The 22,276-nt window shown below is 75.9% G+C and carries 19 protein-coding genes; 9 read left to right on the forward strand and 10 right to left on the reverse strand.

Going from position 1 to position 22,276, the window contains the following annotated elements; genetic code table 11:
* Window positions 1-55 precede the first annotated feature (55 nt).
* Both GD632_RS02030 and GD632_RS02035 read left to right on the forward strand, forming a co-directional pair.
* Entirely contained in the window at window positions 56-826 is a 771-nt protein-coding gene (locus GD632_RS02030) for an electron transfer flavoprotein subunit beta/FixA family protein (protein ID WP_152188110.1), read from the forward strand.
* A gap of 26 nt (window positions 827-852) precedes the next feature.
* Window positions 853-1,839 (forward strand): electron transfer flavoprotein subunit alpha/FixB family protein, encoded by a 987-nt coding sequence (locus GD632_RS02035; protein ID WP_152188112.1) that lies wholly within the window; start codon window positions 853-855, stop codon window positions 1,837-1,839.
* Between the two features lie 140 nt (window positions 1,840-1,979).
* On the opposite strand, the gene GD632_RS02040 is transcribed toward GD632_RS02035, so the two are convergent.
* Complete coding sequence (locus GD632_RS02040; RefSeq protein WP_152188114.1) at window positions 1,980-2,924, reverse strand: FKBP-type peptidyl-prolyl cis-trans isomerase; 945 nt, start codon at window positions 2,922-2,924, stop codon at window positions 1,980-1,982.
* A 113-nt stretch (window positions 2,925-3,037) separates the two neighbouring features.
* On the opposite strand from GD632_RS02040, the gene GD632_RS02045 reads away from it, so the two are divergent.
* Complete coding sequence (locus GD632_RS02045) at window positions 3,038-4,189, forward strand: cysteine desulfurase family protein (protein ID WP_152188116.1); 1,152 nt, start codon at window positions 3,038-3,040, stop codon at window positions 4,187-4,189.
* A gap of 1,156 nt (window positions 4,190-5,345) precedes the next feature.
* Here GD632_RS02045 and GD632_RS02050 read toward each other — a convergent pair.
* From GD632_RS02050 to GD632_RS02070, 5 genes are read right to left on the reverse strand one after another with little or no spacing between them, the layout of a single operon-like run.
* Window positions 5,346-6,569 carry an aminoglycoside phosphotransferase/kinase family protein gene (locus GD632_RS02050; protein WP_152188119.1) on the reverse strand — a complete coding sequence of 408 codons (1,224 nt, stop codon included), beginning with the start codon at window positions 6,567-6,569 and terminating at the stop codon, window positions 5,346-5,348.
* Window positions 6,569-8,392 (reverse strand): ABC transporter ATP-binding protein, encoded by a 1,824-nt coding sequence (locus GD632_RS02055; RefSeq protein ID WP_152188121.1) that lies wholly within the window; start codon window positions 8,390-8,392, stop codon window positions 6,569-6,571. The genes GD632_RS02050 and GD632_RS02055 overlap by 1 nt, the downstream gene beginning before the upstream one ends.
* A complete protein-coding gene (locus GD632_RS02060; protein WP_152188123.1) occupies window positions 8,392-9,687 on the reverse strand; it encodes a glycosyltransferase family 4 protein in 1,296 nt (431 codons plus the stop codon). The genes GD632_RS02055 and GD632_RS02060 overlap by 1 nt, the downstream gene beginning before the upstream one ends.
* Window positions 9,687-11,108 carry a glycosyltransferase gene (locus tag GD632_RS02065; RefSeq protein ID WP_226924419.1) on the reverse strand — a complete coding sequence of 474 codons (1,422 nt, stop codon included), beginning with the start codon at window positions 11,106-11,108 and terminating at the stop codon, window positions 9,687-9,689. Before GD632_RS02065 ends, GD632_RS02060 begins: the two co-directional genes overlap by 1 nt.
* Window positions 11,098-12,324, reverse strand: a complete 1,227-nt coding sequence (locus GD632_RS02070; protein WP_193311296.1) for a glycosyltransferase family protein — start codon at window positions 12,322-12,324, stop codon at window positions 11,098-11,100. The genes GD632_RS02065 and GD632_RS02070 overlap by 11 nt, the downstream gene beginning before the upstream one ends.
* 280 nt (window positions 12,325-12,604) lie before the next feature.
* Between GD632_RS02070 and GD632_RS02075 the strand changes: the two genes are divergently transcribed.
* Genes GD632_RS02075 through GD632_RS02085 form a run of 3 tightly spaced genes read left to right on the forward strand, consistent with a single transcriptional unit; the run spans window position 12,605 to window position 15,917 of the window.
* Complete coding sequence (locus GD632_RS02075) at window positions 12,605-13,288, forward strand: hypothetical protein (protein WP_152188128.1); 684 nt, start codon at window positions 12,605-12,607, stop codon at window positions 13,286-13,288.
* Between the two features lie 29 nt (window positions 13,289-13,317).
* Window positions 13,318-15,273, forward strand: coding sequence for a sensor histidine kinase (locus tag GD632_RS02080; protein WP_152188130.1), 1,956 nt, complete (start codon window positions 13,318-13,320; stop codon window positions 15,271-15,273).
* Complete coding sequence (locus GD632_RS02085; RefSeq protein ID WP_152188133.1) at window positions 15,270-15,917, forward strand: response regulator; 648 nt, start codon at window positions 15,270-15,272, stop codon at window positions 15,915-15,917. Before GD632_RS02080 ends, GD632_RS02085 begins: the two co-directional genes overlap by 4 nt.
* On the opposite strand, the gene GD632_RS02090 is transcribed toward GD632_RS02085, so the two are convergent.
* The gene (locus tag GD632_RS02090) at window positions 15,914-16,576 is read right to left on the reverse strand and encodes a response regulator (RefSeq protein ID WP_152188135.1); all 663 of its coding nucleotides are present in this window, start codon (window positions 16,574-16,576) and stop codon (window positions 15,914-15,916) included. The genes GD632_RS02085 and GD632_RS02090 overlap by 4 nt on opposite strands.
* Window positions 16,573-17,727, reverse strand: a complete 1,155-nt coding sequence (locus tag GD632_RS02095; protein WP_152188137.1) for a sensor histidine kinase — start codon at window positions 17,725-17,727, stop codon at window positions 16,573-16,575. The genes GD632_RS02090 and GD632_RS02095 overlap by 4 nt, the downstream gene beginning before the upstream one ends.
* A gap of 142 nt (window positions 17,728-17,869) precedes the next feature.
* Here GD632_RS02095 and GD632_RS02100 point away from each other — a divergent pair, with 142 nt between their 5' ends.
* Both GD632_RS02100 and GD632_RS02105 read left to right on the forward strand, forming a co-directional pair.
* Complete coding sequence (locus tag GD632_RS02100) at window positions 17,870-18,802, forward strand: ABC transporter ATP-binding protein (RefSeq protein ID WP_152188139.1); 933 nt, start codon at window positions 17,870-17,872, stop codon at window positions 18,800-18,802.
* Window positions 18,803-18,815: 13 nt separating this feature from the next.
* A complete protein-coding gene (locus tag GD632_RS02105; protein ID WP_152188141.1) occupies window positions 18,816-19,592 on the forward strand; it encodes an ABC transporter permease in 777 nt (258 codons plus the stop codon).
* Between the two features lie 9 nt (window positions 19,593-19,601).
* Here the strand turns inward: GD632_RS02105 and GD632_RS02110 are convergent, their stop codons facing one another.
* On the reverse strand, window positions 19,602-20,249 hold the full coding sequence (locus GD632_RS02110; RefSeq protein WP_152188143.1) for a hypothetical protein: 648 nt from the start codon (window positions 20,247-20,249) through the stop codon (window positions 19,602-19,604).
* A gap of 187 nt (window positions 20,250-20,436) precedes the next feature.
* Here GD632_RS02110 and mnmA point away from each other — a divergent pair, with 187 nt between their 5' ends.
* Complete coding sequence (mnmA, locus tag GD632_RS02115; RefSeq protein WP_152188145.1) at window positions 20,437-21,552, forward strand: tRNA 2-thiouridine(34) synthase MnmA; 1,116 nt, start codon at window positions 20,437-20,439, stop codon at window positions 21,550-21,552.
* A gap of 45 nt (window positions 21,553-21,597) precedes the next feature.
* Here the strand turns inward: mnmA and GD632_RS02120 are convergent, their stop codons facing one another.
* On the reverse strand, window positions 21,598-22,257 hold the full coding sequence (locus GD632_RS02120; RefSeq protein ID WP_193311297.1) for a transaldolase family protein: 660 nt from the start codon (window positions 22,255-22,257) through the stop codon (window positions 21,598-21,600).
* Between the last annotated feature and the right edge of the window lie 19 nt (window positions 22,258-22,276).

A 22,276-nucleotide genomic window follows, 5' to 3' on the forward strand; every position in this document is an offset into this window, starting at 1 on the left:
GAGGGTGTGACGGACGGTGTCGGCACGAGGCCGCCGAAGGTGGCAGGCTTGGGCCATGAGGATCGTCGTGTGCGTCAAGCATGTCCCCGATGTCCAGTCCGAGCGAGCGCTGGACGATGACGGCCACCTCGTGCGTGGCCTCGACGATGTCCTCAACGAGCTCGACGAGAACGCCGTCGAGGCGGCCGTCAGCCTCGTCGAGGAGCACGGCGGGGAGGTCGTCGCCCTGACGATGGGCCCCGACGACGCCGAGGACGCGGTACGCCGCGCCCTGCAGATGGGCGCCGACCGCGGCGTCCACGTGAGCGACGAGGCGCTCGCCGGCTCCGACGCCGTCGCCACCGCCCGCGTCCTCGCGGCCGCCGTCCGCACCCTGCAGGGCGAGGCGCCCGTCGACCTCGCCATCACCGGCATGGCCTCCCTCGACGGCCTCACCTCGATGCTGCCCGCGGCGCTCGCCGCCGCGCTCGACCTGCCCCCGCTCACGCTCGCCAGCGAGCTCACCGTGACCGGTGGCCGGGTGCGCGTGCGCCGCGACATCGGGACGGCCGCCGAGGTGCTCGAGGCGCCGCTGCCCGCGCTCGTGTCGGTCACCGACCAGGCCAACGAGCCGCGCTACCCGGCCTTCCGGGCCATCAAGGCCGCCCGGAAGAAGCCGGTCGACACGTGGTCGCTCGCCGACCTCGGCCTCGGTACGGCCGGGTCCGCGACCGCCGTGGTCTCCGCCGAGGAGCGCCCCGCCCGCGAGCAGGGCCGCATCGTCACCGACTCCGGCGACGCCGGCCGGCAGCTGGCCGAGTTCCTCATCGACGCCAAGCTCGTCTGACCGACCCGCCAACCAGGAAGGCACCCATGACCCAGGGACCCGTGCTCGTCGTCGTCGACCACCACGAGGGCGCGCTCACGCCGTCGTCGACCGAGGTGCTCACCGCCGCGCGGACCCTCGCGGCCGGTGCGGCCGTGGCGGCCGTGTGGCTCGGGGAGCACGGCCCGGGGGAGGCGGCGCGCGCGGAGCTCGGCCGCTTCGGGGTGACCACCGTCCACGTGCCCGAGCTCGCCGGCCTCGCGCCGCAGCTCGCCGCCGTCGCGACCGAGGCCGTGGCGGCCGTCGTCGCGGCGACGTCGCCGCAGGCCGTGCTGCTCGTGTCGACGTACGCGGGCAAGGAGATCGCCGCCGGCCTGGCGGTCATGCTGGGCACCGGCGCGGTCGTCGACGCCGACCGCGTCGAGCGCCGCGGTGACGGTGTCGCCGCGGGCAAGACCGTCCTCGGCGCCTCGTGGGCGACGGTGTGCGCGGTGACCGGACCGCTGCCCGTCGTCGCGCTGCGCCCGGCCGCCGTCGACGCCGAGCCGGCACCGGTGGCGGGGGAGGCGGAGGTCGTCGGTGTGCCCGTGGCCTTCACCGCCCGGGCCCGGGCCGTCGCCGTCGTCGAGCGCACCGAGTACCCCGCGACGGGGCAGGTGCCGCTGGCCGAGGCCCAGACCGTCGTCGTCGGCGGGCGTGGCACGGGCGGTGACTTCACCGCGGTCGAGGAGCTGGCCGAGCTGCTCGGGGGCGCCGTGGGTGCCACCCGCGACGTCACCGACGAGGGCTGGCGTGAGCACTCCGCGCAGGTCGGCCAGACGGGCGTCACCGTCGCGCCGCGCCTCTACATCGGCGTCGGGGTGTCCGGGGCCGTCCACCACACGGTGGGGATGCGGGCCGCGCAGACCGTCGTCGCCGTCAACACCGACCCCGAGGCCCCGATCTTCGAGCTCGCCGACTTCGGCGTCGTCGGCGCCGCGGAGGACGTCCTCCCCCAGGCCATCGAGACGATCCGCACCCACAAGCGAGCCTGACGTCTGCCCCGGGGCACCCCAACAACGTCCCCGCAACTTCGCAATTGGTCGAGTGACCGACGCGTGAGGCGTGATGCGCGTCAGTCAGGCGACCAATTGCGAAGTTGTTGTCGGGGATTCGCGGGGGGCGGAGGGCTGGGTCAGCCGGCGTAGAGGATGTCGACGACGAAGACGAGGGTCGAGCCGCCGGGGATGGGGCCGTTGTCCTCGTCGCCGTAGCCGAGCTCCGGCGGGATGACCATGACGACCTGGCTGCCGACGCTCTGCCCGATCAGGCCGGTGTCCCAGCCCTCGATGACCTGGCCGGCGCCGGCCTCGAGGGAGAACGGGGTGCCCTTGGTCCAGGAGGAGTCGAAGGACGTGCCGTCCCACAGCCAGCCGCTGTACTGGACGAAGACGTAGTCACCCTCCTCGACCACGTCACCCTCGCCCTCGATGGTGGGGGCGACGACGAGCTCCGTGGGGGCCTCGCCGTCGACGGCCGCGATGCTCGGCTCACCGTTCTCCGCGAGCGTGACGGCCGGGACGTTCTCGGGGACGTCGACGGCGGCGCCCTCGGCGCGGGAGCGGGCGTCGACGACCTCGAGGGCCATGATCGCGGCCGAGGCCTGGGTGGGGCTGGCGAAGAGGACGCGCGCACCGACCTGCTGACCGATGAGGACGTCGTTGAGCGCCGGGACGGTCATCTCGTCGCTGACGACGAGCGGCTGCGGCTCGCCCTCGTAGGTCGAGTCGAGGACCTCGCCGTTCTCGCCGTTGACCTGGATGAAGTCGACGACGAGGAGCTGGCCCTCGACGATCTCCTCCCCGTCACCGGGCGAGGCGACGACGGCGGCGCTCTCGCTGACGTTGAGCGGCTGCTCGAAGGTGAGGGTCGGCTCGGCGCCGGCCTCGCCCTCGACGGTGATGCCCTCGAGCGCGGCGACGTCCTCGGGCGCGTTGCCCCCGTCGGCCCCGGGCGACTCGGCCTCGGTCGCGGTGGGGGTCTCGGCCGGCTCGGCGTCGCCCTCGTCGCTCGCGCAGCCGGCGAGGAGGAGGAGCGCGGCCAGGGCAGCGGCGGTGGTGGCGGTGGCGGATCGGCGCACAGGGGAGTCCTTCGTGTGGTCGTACGTGCCGCTCGGGCGGCACCCGGACCAGCGTAGGTGCTGTTCCTGGGAGAAGGCCCACAGTCCGGGTGCGGCTTCGTAGACTCGGGCCCATGGCGTACCTCGACCACGCGGCAACGACCCCCGTCCGGCCGGAGGTCGCGGCCCGCTACGCCGAGGAGCTCACCCGGGGCGGCAACCCGTCCTCGCTCCACACGGTGGGGCGTGACGCGCGCCGCCGCCTGGAGGAGGCCCGTGAGGAGCTCGCCGCGGCCCTCGGCGCGGAGCCCGCCGAGGTCGTCTTCACCTCCGGCGGCACCGAGGCGGACAACCTCGCCGTCAAGGGCGCCGTCTACGCCCACCCCTCGCCGCGTCCGCGCCTGCTCGTCAGTGCCGTCGAGCACCACGCCGTGCTCGACGCCGCGGGCTGGCTGGGCGAGCGCGGGCTCGCTGACGTCACGGTGCTGCCCGTCACCGGGGACGGCACCGTCGACCTCGACGCCACCCACGCCGCCCTGGACGACGGCGACGCCCCGGCGCTCGTGTCGGTCATGTGGGCGAACAACGAGACGGGCGTCGTCCAACCGGTCGCCGGGCTCGTCGCGCTCGCGGGGGACGTCCCGGTCCACTCCGACGCCGTCCAGGCCGTGGCTCACCTGCCGGTCGACTTCGCGGCCAGCGGGCTCGCGGCGATGTCGGTGACCGGCCACAAGCTGGGCGGCCCGGTGGGCACCGGGGCGCTCGTGGCGCGCCGGGAGCTGGCGCTGGCCCCGGTCCACCACGGCGGGGGACAGGAGCGCGGCGTGCGCTCGGGCACCCTCGACGTGGCCGGTGCCCGCGCGCTGGCGCTGGCCGTGAGCCTGGCGGTGGAGGACCGGGAGGCCGAGAGCGCCCGGCTCGCGGCGCTGCGCGACCGGCTCGTCGCGGGGGCGCTCGCCGCGGTCGACGGGCTGCGGCTCACCGGGGCCGACGCGCCGCGGCTGCCGCACGTCGCCCACCTCACCGTCGAGGGCGCCGACGCAGACTCCCTCCTCTTCGGCCTCGACATGGCCGGGGTCAACGCCTCGGCCGGCTCGGCCTGCTCGGCCGGCGTGCAGGAGGCCTCCTTCGTCCTCGTCGCGATGGGCTACCCGTCCGAGCTGGCGCGCTCGGCGCTGCGCTTCTCGCTCGGCCGCACGACGACCGACGCCGACGTCGCCGCGGTGCTCGCCGCCCTGCCCGACGTCGTCGCCCGCTCCCGCGCCGCGAACGTCGCGCGCCGGTAGGGCCGGTCGGCGACCGCGCGCAGCAGGTCGGTGGCGACCGGGCGCCAGCTGGGACGGAAGGCGTAGACGCCGGCGAGGCGCAGGCGGGAGGCCAGGGCGTACGCGCGCACGCGGTCGCCGGGCACGTCGCCGACCCCGGCGAGGAAGCCGTCGCGGGCGGCCGCCGCGAGCGCCGGGGCGAGCAGACCCTGGGCCTGCCGCAGCTCGAGGTGCACGAGGAGGTTGGCGACGTCGAGCGCCCGCTCCCCGACGGCGAGCGTGTCGACGTCGATCATCCCGACCGTCCCGGCGCCGTCGAGGAGGAGCTGCTTGTCGTGGAGGTCGCGGTGCAGGACGCCGAGCAGGGGGTCGGCGGGCGCGTCGCCCAGCGCGGCCGTCACGTGGTCACCGGCGCGGCCGACGAGCGCGGGGTCGAGCAGGCCGTGGACGACGGCGGGGTGGAGCCAGTCCGCGACCGCACCGAGCTCCGCGGCGGCGTCGTGGCGTGCCGCCACCCGGTCAGGGCGCGCCTCGTGGAGGTGGCGGACGGCCCGCCCGGCGGCCTCCCACGCCGCCCGCGCCGCCTCCGGCTCCCACGGGCCCGCCCCGAGGTCGTGGAGGGTGCGGCCGGGCACGACGCTCCACCGCAGCACCCCGCGCTCCACCCCGGCGGCGTCGAGCAGCCGCGGCACGGGCACCGCGTCCCCCACGAGCTCGGCGACGAGGCCGCCGCGCCGCGCGAGGTCGGCGGCCCTGCTCCCGCGCACGACCTTCACGAACGCCCGGGGCGGGCCGTCCGGCGCGCCCAGGCGGACGACCGCGCGGCGCCCGGGGCGGTGCGCCACCATTCGGGCGTCGGCCTCGGCGAGCACGCCGGGCAGGGCGCGCAACCGTGAGTCGGCACCCTCCGGCTGGAGCAGGACGTCCCCCGCCGCCCGGGCCGGTGCGGGCGTGGCGGCCGCGGCGGCGGCGAGGGCGGCCGGGTCGGCGAACCACTGGCCCGCGACAGTCGCGCCGTCCTCCGCCGCGAGCTCGACGAGCGCGTGCTCGGTGCCGCGCGGCCAGGCCCGCACGAGGCGGTAGCCGCGCGAGCCGTCGTCGACGGCGTCGGGGAGGCGGCGCGGACGCCGGGCGGTGGCCCGCCGGGGCCGCGCGGCGGGGGCGGGGACGTCGGTGCTCATGCGGCGAGCCCCGCGGCGACCGAGACGAGACGGGCGACGGCGTCCGGCCAGTCGGCGCGGTGGCGCCGGAAGGGCTCGACGGCGCGCTGGAGGACGGCCGCGGCGCAGTGCAGGCGCAGCGCGCGGCCGTCGACCTCCCCGCCGGCGCGGGTGTACCCGGCCAGGAGCGGGGCGAGCACCTCCGCGGGCTCGCCCGCCGCCGCGCCGGTGGCGACGAGCGCGCCGTACCAGGACGCGAGGTCGGTGAGCGGGTCGTCGAGCGCGACCCGGTCGAGGTCGATGAGGGTGAGCGGGGCCTGGCGGGGGCTCGCCGCCTCGGGGGACGCCCCCGAGGTGAGGTCGGGCCGCACGACGACCTGGTCGGCCGAGAGGTCACCGTGCACCGCGGTGACCGCCTCGCGGCCGGCCAGCCCCGCGCGGACCCGTTCGGCTGTGTCCCGCGCGGAGCCGGCGCACGCCGGCGCCACGGACCGGACGGCCGCGGTCGCCCTGGCCAGCCGGGCGGCGCGGTCGACGCGCCCCAGGCCCTCGACGCCGGCGCGGCGGTGCACCGCCGCCGCGAGCGCGCCGGCCTGTTCCCACAGCTCCTCCGTCCCGGTGAGCCGGTCGAGAGAGAGTCCCGGCACCCAGGCGGTCCGGACGGTCCCGCGGCGGGGCCGCACCGCCGTCACGGCGGGCAGCGGCAGGCCGGCGAGCGCACGGTGGCCGGCGGGCACGCCGCTCACCGCCCCCGGGTGGTACACCCGTACCAGCTCCGCCGGCCCGGCGGGTGCCTCGACCCGCGCCACCCAGCGGCGGCCGGGCCGGTAGACCAGGGGCGTGACGCCGTCGCCGTCCCGCAGCACGCGACGCACGCCGGGCAGCCGCCGGTCGGCGGTGACGTCGGTGAGCGCGACCGCGAGCGAGCCGTCGACGACGGCGCCCCGGCCGACGTCGTCGCCCTGCCCGCCGCGGCGCACCTTGGCGAGCTTGTCGGCCGCGCCCGGGCGCAGGGCGAGGGCCTGGGCGAAGGAGGTGGCGCCGTCGTCGCCGGTGAGGACGAGGGCGGCGAGGAGGGAGGTGCCCGGCTTGTACCGGAGGTAGACGACGCGGGCCTCGCGCACGCCCCAGCCCGGGGCGAGGCGGCCGACGAGGCCGAGGGGAGCGAGCACCTCCCCGAGGCCGGGGAGTGCGGGGTCGGACACGGCGAGGCGGGCGTCCGCCGGTGCGAGGCCGGGCATCAGGCCCCCTTCCGGTGGGGGACGACGACGGGCCGCCGGTGCCGCTGCGGGTCGAGCATCGCGAGCCGGGAGCCGGGCGTCGCCATGAGCTCGGCGGGCCGGCCGTGCTCGACGACCCGGCCGTGGTCGAGGACGACGACCTCGTCGCAGGCCAGCGCGTCCGCCAGGGTGTGGGTGATGACGACGGTGGTGCGGCCGGCCGCGAGCCGGTCGACGGCCTGGAAGACCTCCGCGGAGCTCTTCGGGTCCAGCCCGGTGGTCGCCTCGTCGAGGATGATGACGGCCGCGTCGCGGAGCATGGCCCGCGCGACGGCGACCCGCTGGCGCTGCCCACCGGAGAGGGTGTCGCCGCGCTCGCCCACCACCGTCCCGTAGCCCTCGGGGAGCCGGGAGATGAACTCGTGGGCGTTCGCGGCGCGGGCGGCGGCCTCGACCTCCTCCGGGGTGGCGCCGGGCCGGCCCATCTCGATGTTCTCGGCGATCGTGCCGTGGAAGAGGACCGACTCCTGGAGCACGACGGCCACGTGGGCGCGCAACGACTCGAGGGTGACGTCGCGCAGGTCGTGGCCGTCGAGCCTGACCGCGCCGCTCACCGGGTCCTGCAGCCGCAGCAGCAGGCCCGCGAGCGTCGACTTCCCCGAGCCGGAGTGCCCGACGACGGCGACCTTCGTCCCGGGGAGGATGCGCAGTGACACGTCGTCCAGTGCCCGGTCGGTGCCGGTGTAGGAGGCGCTGACGCCCTCGAGGCGGATCTCCCCGGCCAGCCGCTTGATCGTGTAGGCCCGGGCGGAGTCGGTGACGTCCTGCTCGGTGTGCATGATGTCGAGGATCCGCTCGCCCGAGGCGGCGGCCTTGGCGATGCGCCCGGTGTACTTCGCCAGGTCCCGCATCGGCTTGAACGCGCTCTTGAGGTACTGGACGAACACGACGAGCTCACCGGGGGTGAGCCGTCCCTGGACGACCGACCAGCCGCCGACGAGGAGGACGATGCCGGTGGCCAGCCCGACGAGGAGGTCGGTCTTGCGCTCGAGCGCCGCGGAGAGGCGGGTGGCCCGCACGCCCTCCGTGAGCTCCTTGGCGTTCGAGGCCGCGAACGTGGACTCGAGCCGCTCGGCGAGGGAGTAGGCCTGGACGACCTTGATCGCGCCGAGCGACTCGCCGGCCGCGCCGGCGAGGTCGCCCTCGCGGCGCCGCTGCTGGCGCGAGGCGGAGGTGATCTTGCGGGTGGAGCGGGAGGAGGACAGCGCGAACAGGGGGAACGCGGCGACGACGACGAGCGCCAGGCGCCAGTCGAGGACCACCATGACCGTCACCATCGCGACGAGGGTGACGACGTTGCCGATGAGCGGCATCGCGGCGGTCACCGCGACGTCGCGCAGCCGCCCGACGTCGGTGACGAGCCGGGTGATGAGGTCGCCCCCGCGCGCGGAGCTGTGGAAGCGCAGGGACAGGCGCAGCACGTGGGCGTACACCTCCGCGCGCACCGAGGTCATCGCACGGGTGCCGGCGAGCGCGAAGAGGACCGTCATGAGGTACGCGGACAGGGCGCGCAGCCCGGCGACGGCCACGACGGCGAGAGCGGCCCAGACGAGGAGCGTGACGAGTCCCGGGTCCTGCGCGGCGCCGGGCGCGATGACGGCGTCGATGACGAACTTCAGCGGCCACGGCTCGAGGAGCCGGAAGGCCACCTCGGCGAAGAGCGCGACGAAGCCGCCGGCGACGACCCTGCGGTGGGGCCGCAGGTGGGGGCGCAGGAAGGACCAGATCCGCCGGAGCGAGGGCACGATCGAGCGCAGCTCCGCGGCGGGCTTGCGCGACGCCATCAGCCGCCCACCCCCACGCGGTCCCTCGCACCGAGTCCCGACGTCCCACCGACAGCCGACGTGCCGCCGACAGCCGACGTGTCGCCGAGAGCCGACTTGTCGCCGAGAGCCGACTTGTCGACATCCAGCCTCAGCCCCGCGGCGGCGAGCGAGCGCTCGACGACGTGGCCCCACGTGTGCCGCGAGGCCACGTGCTCACGCGCCGCGGCCCCGACCCGCTCGCGCAGCGCGCGGTCGGTGGCGAGCCCGCGGAGCGTCGCGGCCAGCGCCGTCGGGTCCGACCCCGGGACGAGGAAACCGGTACGTGCGTGCTCGACGACGGTGGGCAGCTGCCCGACCGCGGAGGCGACGACCGGCAGACCCGCGGCCATGTACTCGTAGACCTTGAGGGGGGAGAAATAGCTCTCGCCCGCCGCCGGGTAGGGCGCGGTGGCGACGTCCATCCGGTGGAGCTGGGCGGGCACGTCCACCGGCGCGACGGCGCCGGTCGTCTCGACGGCGCCGGAGATCCCGAGCGCGCGGGCCTGCTCCCGCAGCGTCCCGGCCTGCGGACCGTCGCCGACGAGCAGCAGTCGCGCGTCCGGCACGGAGCGGCGCAGCAGGGCGTGGGCCTCGAGCAGCGTCCCTGTCCCGTGCCAGGGCTTGAGGGTGCCGACGAAGCCGACGGTCAAGGGTCGGTCCGCACGGCTCACGGCGGGGACGATGCGGTCGACGTCCACCCCGTTGGCCTCGACGACGACGGCGGGCCGGCCCGTGGTGTGGGCGAGCTGCTCTCGCACCCAGGCGGCCACGGGCTCGGAGACGCACACGACGGCGCTCGCGGCGGAGGCGGCCCGGCGGACGACGGCGTGGGCCTCGGCGACGTGGACGAGTTCGCGGTGGCGGGCCTGCTCGGCGGGCAGCGGCGCGTTGACCTCGAGGACGGCGGGCACGCCGTGCTCCCGGGCGTAGGCCGTGCCGGCGGTGCTCCACAGGGAGTAGCGCTCGTAGACGGCGTCGAAGGGACCGGCGGCGGTGAGCGCGGCGAGGACGTCCCGGTCGGCGACCAGCGCGCGGCGCTCGCGGTCGGCGGGACCGGTGCCGTCGATCCGGCCGAGCTCGTGGACGGTGAGCCGGCCGTCAGCGCGGGCCGCCGCGGCGGCGGGCCACGGCTCCCCACCGGTGCGGCGGCAGAAGAGGTCGACGGCGTGCCCGGCCTCGAGAAGGACCCGCACGACCTCCTGGACGTGGACGGAGGCTCCCTTGGCGCCGAAGACCGCGATGCCGGGATCGGCGCAGACGTAGGCGACTCGCATCAGCGCACCTCCTGGACGGGCGAGATCCAGCTGTCGGCGACAACTCGGCTGTCGGCGGTAACTCGGCTGTCGGCGGTAACTCGGCTGTCGGCGGTAACTCGGCTGTCGGCGGTAAGTGGGCTGTCGGCGGTAGGTCGGCTGTCGGCGGTAACTCGGCTGTCGGCGGTAAGTCGGCTGTCGGCGGTGGGGGGGCCGGCCTCGGCGGGAGCTGAGCTGTCGCTCGCCCGGACGGCGGCCTCGAGGGCCTCGACCTGGCGTGCCGTGTCGAACTCGCGCTCGACGAGCGCGCGGGCGGTGCGGGTCAGCCGGTCGCGCAGGGCGGCGTCGTCGAGCAGGCGGACGATCGCGTCCGCGAGGCCGACGGGGTCGCGCTGCGCCACCTCCAGCCCCGTCTCCTCGTGCCGCACGGCCTCGGTGATGCCGGTGACGTCGGTCGACACGCACGGGGTGCCCAGTGCCATCGCCTCGAGCAGCACGGTCGGCAGGCCGTCGGCGTTGCCGTCGGAGCCGACGACGCAGGGCGCGGCGAACACGCCCGCGCTCGCGACGTGCGCGCGCACCTCGTGCTGGGGCAGCGGGCCGGTGAGCTCGACGAGCCGCTCGAGGCCGAGCGCCGCGACCTGCGCGCGCAGCACGGCCTCCTTCTCCCCGCCGCCGACGATGCGGCAGCGCAGCGGCCGGCCGCGGTCGCGCAGGTGGGCGAGCGCGTCGACGAGGACGTCGAAGCCCTTCTTCTCCACGAGGCGACCGACGGCGACGACGTCCGTCCCGCCGTCGTCGCCGGCGGCCCGCGGCGCGAAGGGGAAGTCGCCGAGACCCAGCCCGTTGTAGATCCGGTGCAGCCGGGTGGCGGCGACCGCCTCGGGGTAGGTGCTGCGCAGGTGGCGCTCGTTGAAGTCGCTGATCGTCACGACGTGGTGGGCGCCGGCGATCTTGCGGGCGAGGTCCGCGGGGTCCACCGAGGAGTGGAAGATGTCCTTGGCGTGCGCGGTGAAGGAGTACGGCACGCCGGTGAGGAGCGAGGTGAGCCGCGCGACCGTCGTCGCGAGCGAGGCGAAGTGCGCGTGCAGGTGGGAGATGCCGCGGCGCGCGACCAGGACGGCGAGCGAGAGCGCCTGGCCGGCGTCCGAGGCGTCCGCCGCGAGGAGCTCGGGCAGCGCGTGGTGGAGCAGCGGCAGCTCCGGGGCGGCGGCTCGCAGCGCGCCCCACAGCTCCTCGGGCCGGCGTGCCCGGGGCACGTAGGTGACCGGCGCGCGGACCTCGGCGAGCGCGCCGTGGAATCGCGGGTCCACCGGCGGGCGCAGCGAGAACACCTCGAGGTCCGCGCCCCGCTCCTCGCGGCCGAGGAGCTCGGAGACGACGAAGGTCTCGGAGAACCGGGGGTACATCTTGAGCACGTAGCCGATCCGCTCAGGCGACATCGGTCTCCTCCTTCATGGCGACGAGGCTGGCGAGCAGGTGGGGGAGGCGGGCGAGGCCGTCGAGGTCGACGACGTCGCCGGGCCCCCCGCCGTCGGGAGGGACGGTGACGGCGCGGGCGAGCCACCGCTCCAGGGCGGGCGGGTCGAGTCGCCCCGGGGGCAGGTGGTCGAGGACGCCGACGGCGGTGAGCAGGCGGGCGCGCACGAGCTGCTCCTGGCGGGGGCGCACGCGGGGCACGACGAGCAGCCGGGCACCGCGGGCGAGTGCCTCGCACACGGTGTTGTACCCGCCCATCGCGACGACGGCGGCCGCGCCCCCGATGAGCGCCTCGGCGTCCTCGACGTAGGTGCGGACGGTGAGGTCGGTGCGCTGGGCGGCGATCTCCGCGACGCGGCGCACGTCGGCGGCGGGCATCTGCGGGCCGGTGACGAGGACGCCGTGGTGGCCGGCCGGCACGGCGGTCCGGGCGAAGGCCTCGGCGAGGTGGGCGCCGTCGGACCCGCCGCCGACCATCGCCAGGACGTAGGGGTCCTCGACCTCGGTGACGGGCGGCCCGCTGTGCCGGCCGGTGGCGAGGTAGCCGGTGTGGACGGTGCGCGCGGCGGGCAGGCCGAGCTCGGCGGTGAGGTCGTGGACCGCGCGGTCGCCGTAGACCCACACCTGGTCGTACCAGCGGCGCAGCGCCTGGTCCCCGCGGTCGGTGTCCCACTCGCGGCGCGAGGTGACGGCGTCGTCCAGGACGTCGCGCAGGCCCAGGACCACGCGGGTGCCGGCGCGGCGGAGCAGGTCGAGGGCGGGCTCGAGCTCGCCGAGGAAGCCGCGGGGGTGCTTGTCGACGACGAGGACGTCGGGCCGGAAGGAGGACAGCGCCGCGGTGAGGACGCTGCGCCGCATGTGCCGGATGTGCGCCTCGTCGACCGAGAGGTGGCGGGCGGAGTAGGCGCCGGTGGCGTCCTTGGCGAGGGCGGGCAGGGAGACGAGGTCGCAGTGCGCGGGCCGGTGGGCGGTGACGGCCTCGGGGGCACCGGTGAGGAGGAGGACGTCCGGCGCCGGGTCGAGGGTGGTGAGCGCGCGGGCGATGGCGAGGTTGCGGCGGACGTGACCGAGACCGAGGGCGTCGTGGGAGTACAGCGCCACGCGCAGGCGCCGGCCCCGTGGCGCCGTGCCCCGGTGCGGGCCGGCCAGGCGGGCGGGCCTGGTGGTCGTCGTGGTCATGGCGGTCCCCCTTCTGCGTCGCGCCGGGGACCTGGTCCGCGGCATGCCAGGAAGTTCACCGGACCCAGGTGAGGCCACCGTGACGGGCGGATGAGACACCTCTCATCCGCCGGCCGGACGCCTGCCGTCCACGTGGCGCTCGCCCGCCCGGCGCAGGTGCCCGGAAGGTCGGGACACGCGCCCCTGTCGCCCGGGACGCCGGGCGCCGGAGCGTACTCCCGGAGCCCGCGCGGAGCGGTCACGGTGGCCGCCTGTGGTCGCGGGCCCAAGGAGGTTCCCCGTGTCCACCACGGTCCCCAGCGAGACGACGTCCACCCCGCAGACCCGGCCGGCACCCGCCGGCCGGGCCTGGGCCCTGTCCGGCCTCGGCGCCGCCGTCAGCGGTGGCGCCGGCATCTGGTTCTCGCTCGCCGTCTCGCCCCCCTACGAGACCGGCACCCTGCTCACCCCGGAGGCCGTCGTCGGCCACTACACCACCGTGGTGCCCCAGCTCCTCGGCTTCCACGTGACGACGGTCCTCGCCGCCGTCCTCCTCCTCCCCTTCGCCGCCGGCCTGTACCGGCGCCTGGCGTCCCGCACCCCGGGCGGCTCGCTCCACGGCCTCGTCGCGATGCTCGGGCTCGTCGTCCTCTCGGCCGTCCTCGTCCTCGGTTCCGGGCTCAACACCGAGTTCGTCTTCGGCTTCCTCACCCCGGAGATGCTCGTCCCCAGCGACGCGTCCTTCTACTCCCACTGGGTCGCGACGATCTCCTGGCTGTGGGTGACGGCGGGGGTCAGCGGCCTCGCCGTCGGGGTCGCCGCCCTGCGCCACGGCGCCGCCGGCCGTGGCCTCGGCGTGGCGAGCCTGGCGCTCGGCGGGCTCACCCTCCTGCTCGGTGTCTCGCCGTTGCAGTACATGGCCGGCTTCGTCGGCCCGCTGCTGCTGCTCGTCCTCGCCGTCGCGATGCTCCGGAACCGCTCCTGACCCGCACCGCGCAGCCCTACAGTTCACCCATGCCCCGCGCGGTGGCTGTGCGCCCGGACCTCGGACGGCTCTCGTCCGAGGTCCCCGGCGTGGTGCTCGGCGGTGCGGCTGCCCTCCTCGCGGTGGCGGGCACGGCGATGTTCGTCGCGGCGCGCCCGGTCCTCGGCGAGGACGCGCTCTTCCTCGTCGTCGACGCCACGGTCGCCCTCGTCTACGGGCTCACCTCGGCGCTCGTCCTCACGCGGCGACGGCACGTCGTCGGCTACCTCCTCGCCGGCGCCGCGCTCGGCGGCGGGCTGTCGGCGGCCGCGGGCGGGTGGCGGGTGCTCGCCACCGCCCGCGGCCTGGACCTCGAGCCCTTCGCCTCCGCCTTCTCCTGGGCCTGGGTGCCGGGGACGCTCGGTCTCTTCCTCGTCGTCCCGTGGCTCGTGCGCGAGCGCCCGGCGGACGCACCGTGGTGGGGCCCGGGGATCGGGGCGGTGCTCGCCGTCGGCGCGACCGTGCTGTCCGTCCGCCTGCTGTCCACCGCGTTCTACGTCAGCCTCGGGGCCGCGGTCGTGTGGGGGCTGGTGACGGCGGCCGGCGTCGAGCGGCGACGGCGGCGCGCCTCCGCTCCCGACGCCGTGGGGCTGGGCTGGCTCGCACTCGGCACCCTGGTCCTGGCCGTCTCCTTCGTCCCCCTCCTGCTGCCGGCCGGCCCGGTGCCGCTGTGGCTGACCCCGGCGCTCCACCTCGTCAGCCAGGCGCTCTTCCCCGCGGCGGTGCTCGCCGTCGTCCTGCGCCAGCGGCTGTGGGGCATCGAGGTCGCGGTGAGTCGCACCGTGCTGACCGGCGCGCTCACCGTGGGGCTCTCGGCCACCTACCTCGTCGCCAGCGTCCTCCTCGGCGGGGTGGTGCCCGGGGAGGGGTGGGCGCAGACCCTCGCGGCGGCCGCCGTCGTCGTCGCCGTCCAGCCGAGCCGGCTGTGGCTCGAGCCGCGGGTCCACCGCCTCGTCTACGGGGCCGCGGGCGACCCCACGCGCGTGGCCGCCCGCATGGGCGGGGAGCTGCGCCGCGCCGACGACCGCCTCCTCGACTCGCTCGTCGGCAGCGTGCGCACCGCCCTGCGCCTGGAGTCGGTGGCCGCGCGGGGGGAGGACGGGACGGTCCTCGCGACGGCGGGGACGGCGACGGCGGAGCCCACCGCGCTGCCCCTCGCGGCCGCGGGCGGGCCGGTCGGCACGCTCCTCGTCACCGCCCGGCCGGGGGAGGTGCTCGACGTCCGCACCCGGCGGGCGCTGGACGAGCTGTCCGCCGTCGTCGCGGCCGGGTTGCTGCTGCGGCGCACCGCCGACGAGCTCGCGCGCACCCGCGAGCGGCTCACCCGCGCCCGGCTGCAGGAGCGGCAGGTCATCCGCCGCGAGCTCCACGACGGCCTGGGCCCCTCGCTCGCCGGGCTGCGCCTCGGGCTCGGCGGCGTCGCGAACCTCGTCGGGACCGACCCCGAGGGAGCCCGGGCGATGCTCGCCGCGCTCCAGGGGGAGCTGGACCGGCGGGTGGAGGACGTGCGCATCGTCGCGCGGACCCTCCTGCCGCCCGTGCTCGAGGAGCTCGGCCTGCAGCCGGCGCTGCGCGAGCTCGTCACCCGGCACGCCGACAGCGGCTTCGCCGTGCGGCTGCACGCGGACGTGCCGGGCGCCCTGCCCGCGCCCGTGGCCGCCGCGGCCTACGGCATCGCCGCCGAGGCCGTCCTCAACGCTGCCCGGCACAGCGGCGCCGAAGGCTGCGACGTCGAGGTCGGGGTGGACGGCGCGGTCCTGCGGGTTGTGTGCCGTGACGACGGCGTGGGCCGCGTGCCCGGGACGCCGGCTGGTGTCGGCACGCGGGCGATGCGCGAGCGGGCCGAGGAGCTGGGTGGTTCCCTGCGGGTCGACGGGCCGCCGGGCGGGGGCACCGTCGTGGAGGCCCTCCTCCCGCTCGCGCCCGCGCTCGAGGCGAGCCGGTGAGCGCGCTGCGGGTCGTCGTCGTCGACGACCACCCCGTCTTCCGGCTCGGGATGGCCGGGCTGCTGTCCTCGCTGCCGGGGGTCGACGTCGTCGGGCAGGCCGACTCCGCCGCCCGGGCGCGCGAGGTCGTCGTGCCCGGCGGGGCCGACGTCGTCCTCATGGACCTCCACCTCGGGGACGGGTCCGGCATCGACCTCACCCGCGAGCTCGTCGTCCGCGACCCCGCTCTCGCCGTCCTCGTCGTCACGATGAGCGAGGACGACGCGTCGGTGGCCGCGGCGCTGCGCGTGGGCGCTCGCGGGTACCTGCTCAAGTCGGCCGGACCGGAGGAGGTGGAGCGGGCGGTGCGGGCGGTCGCGCACGGGGAGGTGATCCTCGGGCGGGAGGTCGCGGCGCGGGCGCTGTCCGCGCTCGCCCCGGGGCGGGCCGCGGTGCGGCTGCCGTTCCCCGAGCTCACCGCGCGCGAGCGGGAGGTGCTCGACCTCCTCGCCCGCGGGCTCGACAACGCAACCATCGCCCGTCGGCTCGTGCTCAGCAGCAAGACCGTGCGCAACCACGTCGCCACCATTCTCGCGAAGCTGGCGTTACCGCATCGGTCGGCCGCCGTCGTGCTCGCCCGGGAGGCGGGGCTGGGCGGCGACTAGGACGACGGCGCCGCGAGGAGCCCCAGGTGCAGCGCCCGCAGGACGGCGCGGGTCCGGTCCCGCACGCCGAGCTTGGCCAGCACGGTGGAGATGTGGTTCTTCACGGTGCCCTCGGCGAGGAAGAGCGCCTCGGCGATCTCCCGGTTGCTGAAGCCGCTGGCGAGCAGGCGCAGGATCTCCGTCTCGCGCGGGGTGAGCGGCTCAGGGGTGGGCAGGTGGGCGAAGTCGTCCGGCTGCGGGTGCGACCCGATGCCGCGCAGCAGCCGGTCGGTGAGTGCCGGCTGGACCAGCGTGCCCCCGGCGGCGAGGGTGCGGATCGCCCCGACGAGCTCCTCCAGGGCGACGTCCTTGAGCAGGTAGCCCCGGGCACCGGCGCGCAGGGCCCGCAGGACGAGCTCGTCGTCGTCGAAGGTGGTGAGCACGAGCACAGGGACGTCGCTGCCGCGGTCGCGCAGCGCCTCGAGGGTGGCGATGCCGTCGCGGCCGGGCATGCGCAGGTCGAGTAGGAGGACGTCCGGCTCGAGCTCGGTCACCCGCTCCAGCGCCTCGTCACCGTCACCCGCGTTGCCCACCACCTCGACGTCGCTGCTCAGGACGAGCAGGCTCGCCAGCCCCTGGCGCATGAGGGCCTGGTCGTCGGTGACGACGACGCGGATCACACGACCGCCTCCTGGCGCACGGGGAGCTCGACGCTCACCCGGAAGCCGGAGCTCCCGTCGACCCGGACGCGCCCGCCCAGCGCCTCGGCGCGCTCGCGCAGGCCGGTGAGACCGTGGCCGGGCGTGAGGGGTGCGGCGCCCCAGCCGTCGTCGTGGGCCTCCAGCCGCACGGCGCCGCCGTCGGGGTGGAGGGTGATCCACAGGTTCTCCGCCTCGGCGTGGCGGATGGCGTTGGTGGCGATCTCCTGCACGGCCCGGACGAGCGCGACGGCGTGGTCGTCGTCGACCTCGAGGCCCGCCTCGACGTCGAGGTGGACGCGCGGGCGGGGTATCTCCTCGACGACCCCGGCCAGCACGGCCGGCAGGTCGAAGGTGCGCTCGCGCTGGGTCCCGACGACGGAGCGGACGTCGGCGAGCAGCTCCTTGGCCAGCCCGCGGGCGCGGTGGACGTGGTCGCGCGCCGGGCCCTCGACCTGGTGGCTGGCGACCTCGAGCTCCACCGCGAGCACGGTGAGCTGGTGGCCGAGGACGTCGTGGAGCTCGCGCGAGATGCGCAGCCGCTCCTGCGCCTGGCTCGACTCGGCGAGGAGCGCGCTCGTGCTCCGGAGCTCGACGTGGGTGACGGAGAGGTCCGCGAGTGCCTGCTCCACCCGGCGCTGGGACCACACCATGGCGGCGGTTGCGGCCTGCAGCAGCGTGTACAGGACGGTCATGAGGAGGAGCTCGACGGGCCGGTTGGCGGTGTTGACGAGCGGCCCGAGTGCCGCACCCGTCGCGAGGACGACGGTGGAGTTCCACGCGATGACGCCGGCGATGCCGCGGGCGCCCAGGTGGAGGGCGGCGATGGCAGCGGTGAGCACGAGGAGGATGAGGGCGGGTCCGCCGCGACTGGGGGAGAGCAGGACGACGACGTTGATGAGCAGCACGGGCGGAGCGACGAGCAGCAGCCGTCCGCGCGACGTGGCCGGCGTGCTGCGCGCGGACGCGAGCACGAGAGTGACGAGGTAGCCGACGAACGCGACGAGCCACGGCACGAGGTAGGCCCACGACCCGGCCGCGAGCACCGTGGCCCCCTCGACCGCGCCGACGACCACGCACAGGACGAGCATGCTGACGCCGGCCCAGACCTGGACCCGGCCGGTGCGCTCCATACGGCCACCCTAGTCAGTCGCCCGTGGGCCGAAACAGGTGCCGGAAGTCATGGCCCGGGCCGATGACGACCGGCAGATGTGCCGCCACGGGGCCGCTTCCTAGCGTGGTGGACGTACCGCACCGACCACCCGAGGAGGACCCGTGCCGGTTGTCGAGATCGAGGACCTGCGCAAGGTCTACAGCGGCCGCGCCGTCGTCGACGGCGTGAGCCTCACCGTCGAGGCCGGGGAGATCCTTGGGGTCCTCGGCCGCAACGGCGCGGGGAAGACGACGACGGTCGAGTGCGCGCTCGGCCTGCGTCGGCCCGACGGCGGCCGGGTCCGGGTGCTCGGGGTGGACCCGCGACGCGAGCGTGCGCGGGTACAGCAGGTTGTCGGGGTGCAGCTCCAGAAGGGGTACCTCCACATGAACCTCACGGTGATCGAGCTGGTACGGATGTACCGCTCCTTCTACCGGGAGGGACTCGACCCGGACCCACTCGTCGAGAGACTTGGTCTGGCTGGGGTGCGCGACACGCGGTCGGAGAACCTCTCCGGAGGCCAGTACCAGCGCCTCAACATCGCGCTCGCGCTCGTCGGCAAGCCGCGGCTCGCCGTGCTCGACGAGCTCACCACGGGCCTGGACTCCCCTGCGCGGCGCGACATGTGGCGGCTGGTCGAGGAGATGCGCGAGGAGGGCCTCACCGTGGTCCTCGTCAGTCACTTCATGGAGGAGGCCGAGCGGCTGAGCGACCGTGTCGCCGTCCTCGACGGCGGGAAGCTCGTCGCCCTCGACAGCCCGGCCGCTCTCGTCGCGGGCGTCGACGGCGCGGAGGGCGTGGACTTCCGGGCGCACGGGCCCCTCGACCCGGCCGTGCTCGCGGCACTGCCAGGCGTCACCGACGTCGTCGTCGACGGTGACGAAGTCCGGGTGGACGGTCGCGGTGACCTCGTCACGGGCATCACCTCGGCGCTCGTGCGCCACGGTGTCCCCGCGACCGACTTCCGCACCCGCACCGCCACCCTCGACGACGCGTTCCTCCAGCTCACCGGCCAGGAGCTCGGTGAGCCGGTGGACGACCCCGACCTCACCTGAGAAGGAGCCCACGATGACCACGACGACGTTGCCGCCCGCCCGCCGGCTCCCGGCCGCCGCCTGGGGCCAGATGCTCCTCGCCGAGGCACGGATGATCGTCCGCGACACCTCCGGGCTCATCGTCCCGATCGGCTTCCCCGTCCTACTCCTCGTGATGAACGGCCTCGGTCAGGACGGCGAGCAGGTGCTGCCCGGCGGTGGCACCGTGATGAACGCGATCATCATGCCGCTGACGATCTCCATGGTCGTCACCCTCGTCGGCGTCGTGAACATGCCCTCGTTCCTCTCGAGCTACCGCAGGTACGGGGTGCTGCGGCGGCTCGCCGCGACGCCCGCCCGCCCGGCGCTGATCCTCGTCGCCCAGATGGCCGTGAGCCTGGTGCAGATCCTGCTCGGCGTCGGGCTCATGATGGTGATCGGCGCCGTCTTCTTCGGGGTCACCCTGCCGGAGGGTCTGGGCTGGGCACTGTTCGTGGGGGCGCTACTCCTCGCCGCGATGTACGGCATCGGCGCGCTGGTCGCCGCCGTCGCGCCCACCGTCAACGCCGCGCTCGCCCTCGGTCTGGTGGCCTTCTTCCTCATGCTCGCCCTCGGCGGGGGCCTCGGGCCGATCGCGACGCTGCCCCAGGCGATGCAGACCGTCGGTGAGGCGCTGCCCTACGGCGCCGGCAACGCGGCGCTCGCGGCGGCGTGGACCGGCGCGCAGCCCGAGACGGCGCACCTGGTAGCACTCGGTGTGTGGGCCGTGGTGACCGGGGTGCTCGCCGCCCGGCTCTTCCGCTGGACCTGAGCCGGCGCGCTACCGCGGCAGGCGTACCGTCGTCGTGAGGTCGGTGACGCTCGGTGCGCGCGGTGTCGAGCCGAAGCCGAAGCGCACGGGCGGGTCCAGCGGGTGGAGAGGTCCGAGGTCGGCGCCCTCCCACGTGGTCTCGGCGGCGAGGACCCGGTGGAGGTCGCGGGCGCCGTAGTACTCGGTGCGTCCGCCACCCGCGGAGCCGCGGGTCCGGACACCGCGCAGCAGCACCCGGGCGGCCGGGTCGGTGACCCGGGTGAGTGCCGGGGCGGTAGCGACAGGGCCGGGCACCAGCCGGAGCACCCGGCCCAGCCAGGGTCGCTTGCCCACGTGCAGCCGTGCCCGCAGCGGGCCGGCGTCGACCCGCACCGTCTGCCCCGCCGCGCTGGGGGCCGCCGCGAGCGGCCGCCCGTCCACCGTGACCGTGACGGAGGTGAGTACCGTGGAGTCGAAGGTGTAGGTGGAGGCGACGAAGTCGGCCACCTCCGCCGACGGCGCGAGGAGGACCCGGTGCCCGTCGCGCCGCTCGACCATGACGTCGGCGAAGGCTCCGAGCGGGGAGTCGTGCCAGGCGCCGAGGACGAACCGGGTGCCCCCGGGGGTGCCCCAGCCCGCGATGCGTCCGGTGAAGTGCCACGAGAGTCGGGTCGGCATGCCTCCCATCGTCGGGGGTGCGCGCCCGTGGCGCGCGACCGGGTGGCGACCCGGACGCCGCGGCCGGAGGTAGGCGCGTAAGCTCGGCGGTCGCCGCCTCGAGGAAGCAGCGACCGCGGCACGGATCGCGGTGAGGTCGTCGGCGGGCCGTACCCTCGTGGGGGCACACGGAAAGGGGTCGATACGCATGCGCGTACTCGCAGCACTGTCCGGCGGGGTGGACTCCGCCGTCGCGGCCGCGCGCGCCGTCGAGGCGGGGCACGACGTCGTCGGCGTCCACATGGCGCTGTCGCGCTCGCGGGCCCAGCACCGCACCGGCTCCCGCGGCTGCTGCTCCATCGAGGACGCCTCCGACGCCCGCCGGGCCGCCGACGTCCTCGGCATCCCGTACTACGTGTGGGACCTGTCGGAGGAGTTCGAGGAGACCGTCGTCGCCGACTTCCTCTCCGAGTACGCCGCCGGCCGCACCCCCAACCCCTGCGTGCGCTGCAACGAGCACATCAAGTTCTCCGCCCTGCTCGACCGCGGGCTCGCGCTCGGCTTCGACGCCGTCGCCACCGGCCACTACGCGCGCATCGTCGAGGGGCCCGGCGGCGCTCGTGAGCTCCACCGCGCCGCCGACCTCGCCAAGGACCAGTCCTACGTCCTCGCCGTCATGGGCGCCGACCGCCTCGCCCGCTCGCTCTTCCCGCTCGGTGACGTCGCCTCCAAGGACGAGGTGCGCGCCGAAGCCGCCGTTCGCGGGCTGTCGGTCTCGGCCAAGCCGGACTCCTACGACATCTGCTTCGTCGCCGACGGCGACACCCAGGGCTTCCTCCGCGACCGCCTCGGCGCCCAGCCGGGTGCCGTCCTCGACCACGAGGGCAACGAGGTCGGCCGCCACGACGGCGCCTACGCCTACACCGTCGGGCAGCGCAAGGGCCTGGCCCTGGGCCGGCCCGCGGCCGACGGCAAGCCCCGCTACGTGCTGCGCACCGACCCGCGCGCCAACACGGTCGTCGTCGGTCCCGGGGAGCTCCTCTCGGTCACCGAGCTCGCCGCCGACCAGACCGTCTGGCTCGCGGGCGACGTCCCCGCCGGGAACTGGACGACGGCGCAGGTCCAGGTTCGCGCCCACGGCACCCCGACCCCCGCGCGGGTCCGCCGCGACGGCGACACGCTCCTCGTGCAGCTCGACACCCCGCTGCGCGGCATGGCGCCGGGTCAGTCGGTGGTGGTCTACGCCGGCACGCGCGTCCTCGGCCAGGCGACCCTCACGAGTGCGGGCCGCGGCGCGGTGCCGGCCCTCGCCCCCGCCCCCTGAGTTCGCAATTGGTGGGCTGACCGACGCTGCCCGGCCGGAGGTGGTTCAGACGCGGCCGAGCCGGGCCATCGTCGCCTCGAAGACCTCCGTGGCAGCGTCGGAGCGCTCGTCCCGGACCAGCTCCCAGGCGACGGACGGGGACAGGGTGAACGCCGGGATGCCCGCGGCAGCGAGGCGTGCCGCGTCATCAGCCGTGCGGAGGCTGGCCGCGAGGACCTCGGTGCGGCCACCGGCGGCGATCTCGTGCATCGCCACGACGTCGGCGAGGGCGTCGGCGCCGGAGTCGGCCATCCGGCCGACGTAGGGGGCCACGTAGCGTGCCCCGATGCTGCACGCCACGACCATCTGGCTCGGGCGGTACACCGCGGTGAGCAGGACCTCGACGCCCTGGCCGACGAGCGTGGCCGCGGCCGGGACGCCGACCACCGTGCACGGGACCTTGACGATGGTGCGCGCATCGACGTCGAGCAGGTGGGAGGCGTTGGCGAGGAGCTCCTCGCGCGTCTCCCCCCAGGTCTGGAGGCACACCTCCCGGGCGCCGGCGGCCCGCGCCCACCGGTTGATCCGCGGGAGGTCGGCCGTGACGGCCCCGCCGCGCTCGAGAATGGTGGGGTTGGTCGTCAGTCCCATGAACGCGCCGGTGGCAAAGAGGTCCTCCGTCGCGCGCTGGTCGGCGGAGTCGACGAAGAGTTTTGGGGCGTGCATGGGGTCCTCCTGGGTCGAT

It is taken from the genome of Georgenia satyanarayanai, from assembly GCF_009193135.1.
Lineage (GTDB): Bacteria > Actinomycetota > Actinomycetes > Actinomycetales > Actinomycetaceae > Oceanitalea > Oceanitalea satyanarayanai.

Coding starts and splice junctions, on each gene's coding strand:
- GD632_RS02030 (WP_152188110.1), top strand. CDS start 56: ATGAGGATCGTCGTGTGCGTCAAGCATGTCCCCGATGTCCAGTCCGAG.
- GD632_RS02035 (WP_152188112.1), top strand. CDS start 853: ATGACCCAGGGACCCGTGCTCGTCGTCGTCGACCACCACGAGGGCGCG.
- GD632_RS02045 (WP_152188116.1), top strand. CDS start 3,038: ATGGCGTACCTCGACCACGCGGCAACGACCCCCGTCCGGCCGGAGGTC.
- GD632_RS02050 (WP_152188119.1), bottom strand. CDS start 6,569: ATGCCCGGCCTCGCACCGGCGGACGCCCGCCTCGCCGTGTCCGACCCC.
- GD632_RS02055 (WP_152188121.1), bottom strand. CDS start 8,392: ATGGCGTCGCGCAAGCCCGCCGCGGAGCTGCGCTCGATCGTGCCCTCG.
- GD632_RS02060 (WP_152188123.1), bottom strand. CDS start 9,687: ATGCGAGTCGCCTACGTCTGCGCCGATCCCGGCATCGCGGTCTTCGGC.
- GD632_RS02065 (WP_226924419.1), bottom strand. CDS start 11,108: ATGTCGCCTGAGCGGATCGGCTACGTGCTCAAGATGTACCCCCGGTTC.
- GD632_RS02070 (WP_193311296.1), bottom strand. CDS start 12,324: ATGACCACGACGACCACCAGGCCCGCCCGCCTGGCCGGCCCGCACCGG.
- GD632_RS02080 (WP_152188130.1), top strand. CDS start 13,318: ATGCCCCGCGCGGTGGCTGTGCGCCCGGACCTCGGACGGCTCTCGTCC.
- GD632_RS02095 (WP_152188137.1), bottom strand. CDS start 17,727: ATGGAGCGCACCGGCCGGGTCCAGGTCTGGGCCGGCGTCAGCATGCTC.
- GD632_RS02105 (WP_152188141.1), top strand. CDS start 18,816: ATGACCACGACGACGTTGCCGCCCGCCCGCCGGCTCCCGGCCGCCGCC.
- GD632_RS02110 (WP_152188143.1), bottom strand. CDS start 20,249: ATGCCGACCCGACTCTCGTGGCACTTCACCGGACGCATCGCGGGCTGG.
- mnmA (WP_152188145.1), top strand. CDS start 20,437: ATGCGCGTACTCGCAGCACTGTCCGGCGGGGTGGACTCCGCCGTCGCG.
- GD632_RS02120 (WP_193311297.1), bottom strand. CDS start 22,257: ATGCACGCCCCAAAACTCTTCGTCGACTCCGCCGACCAGCGCGCGACG.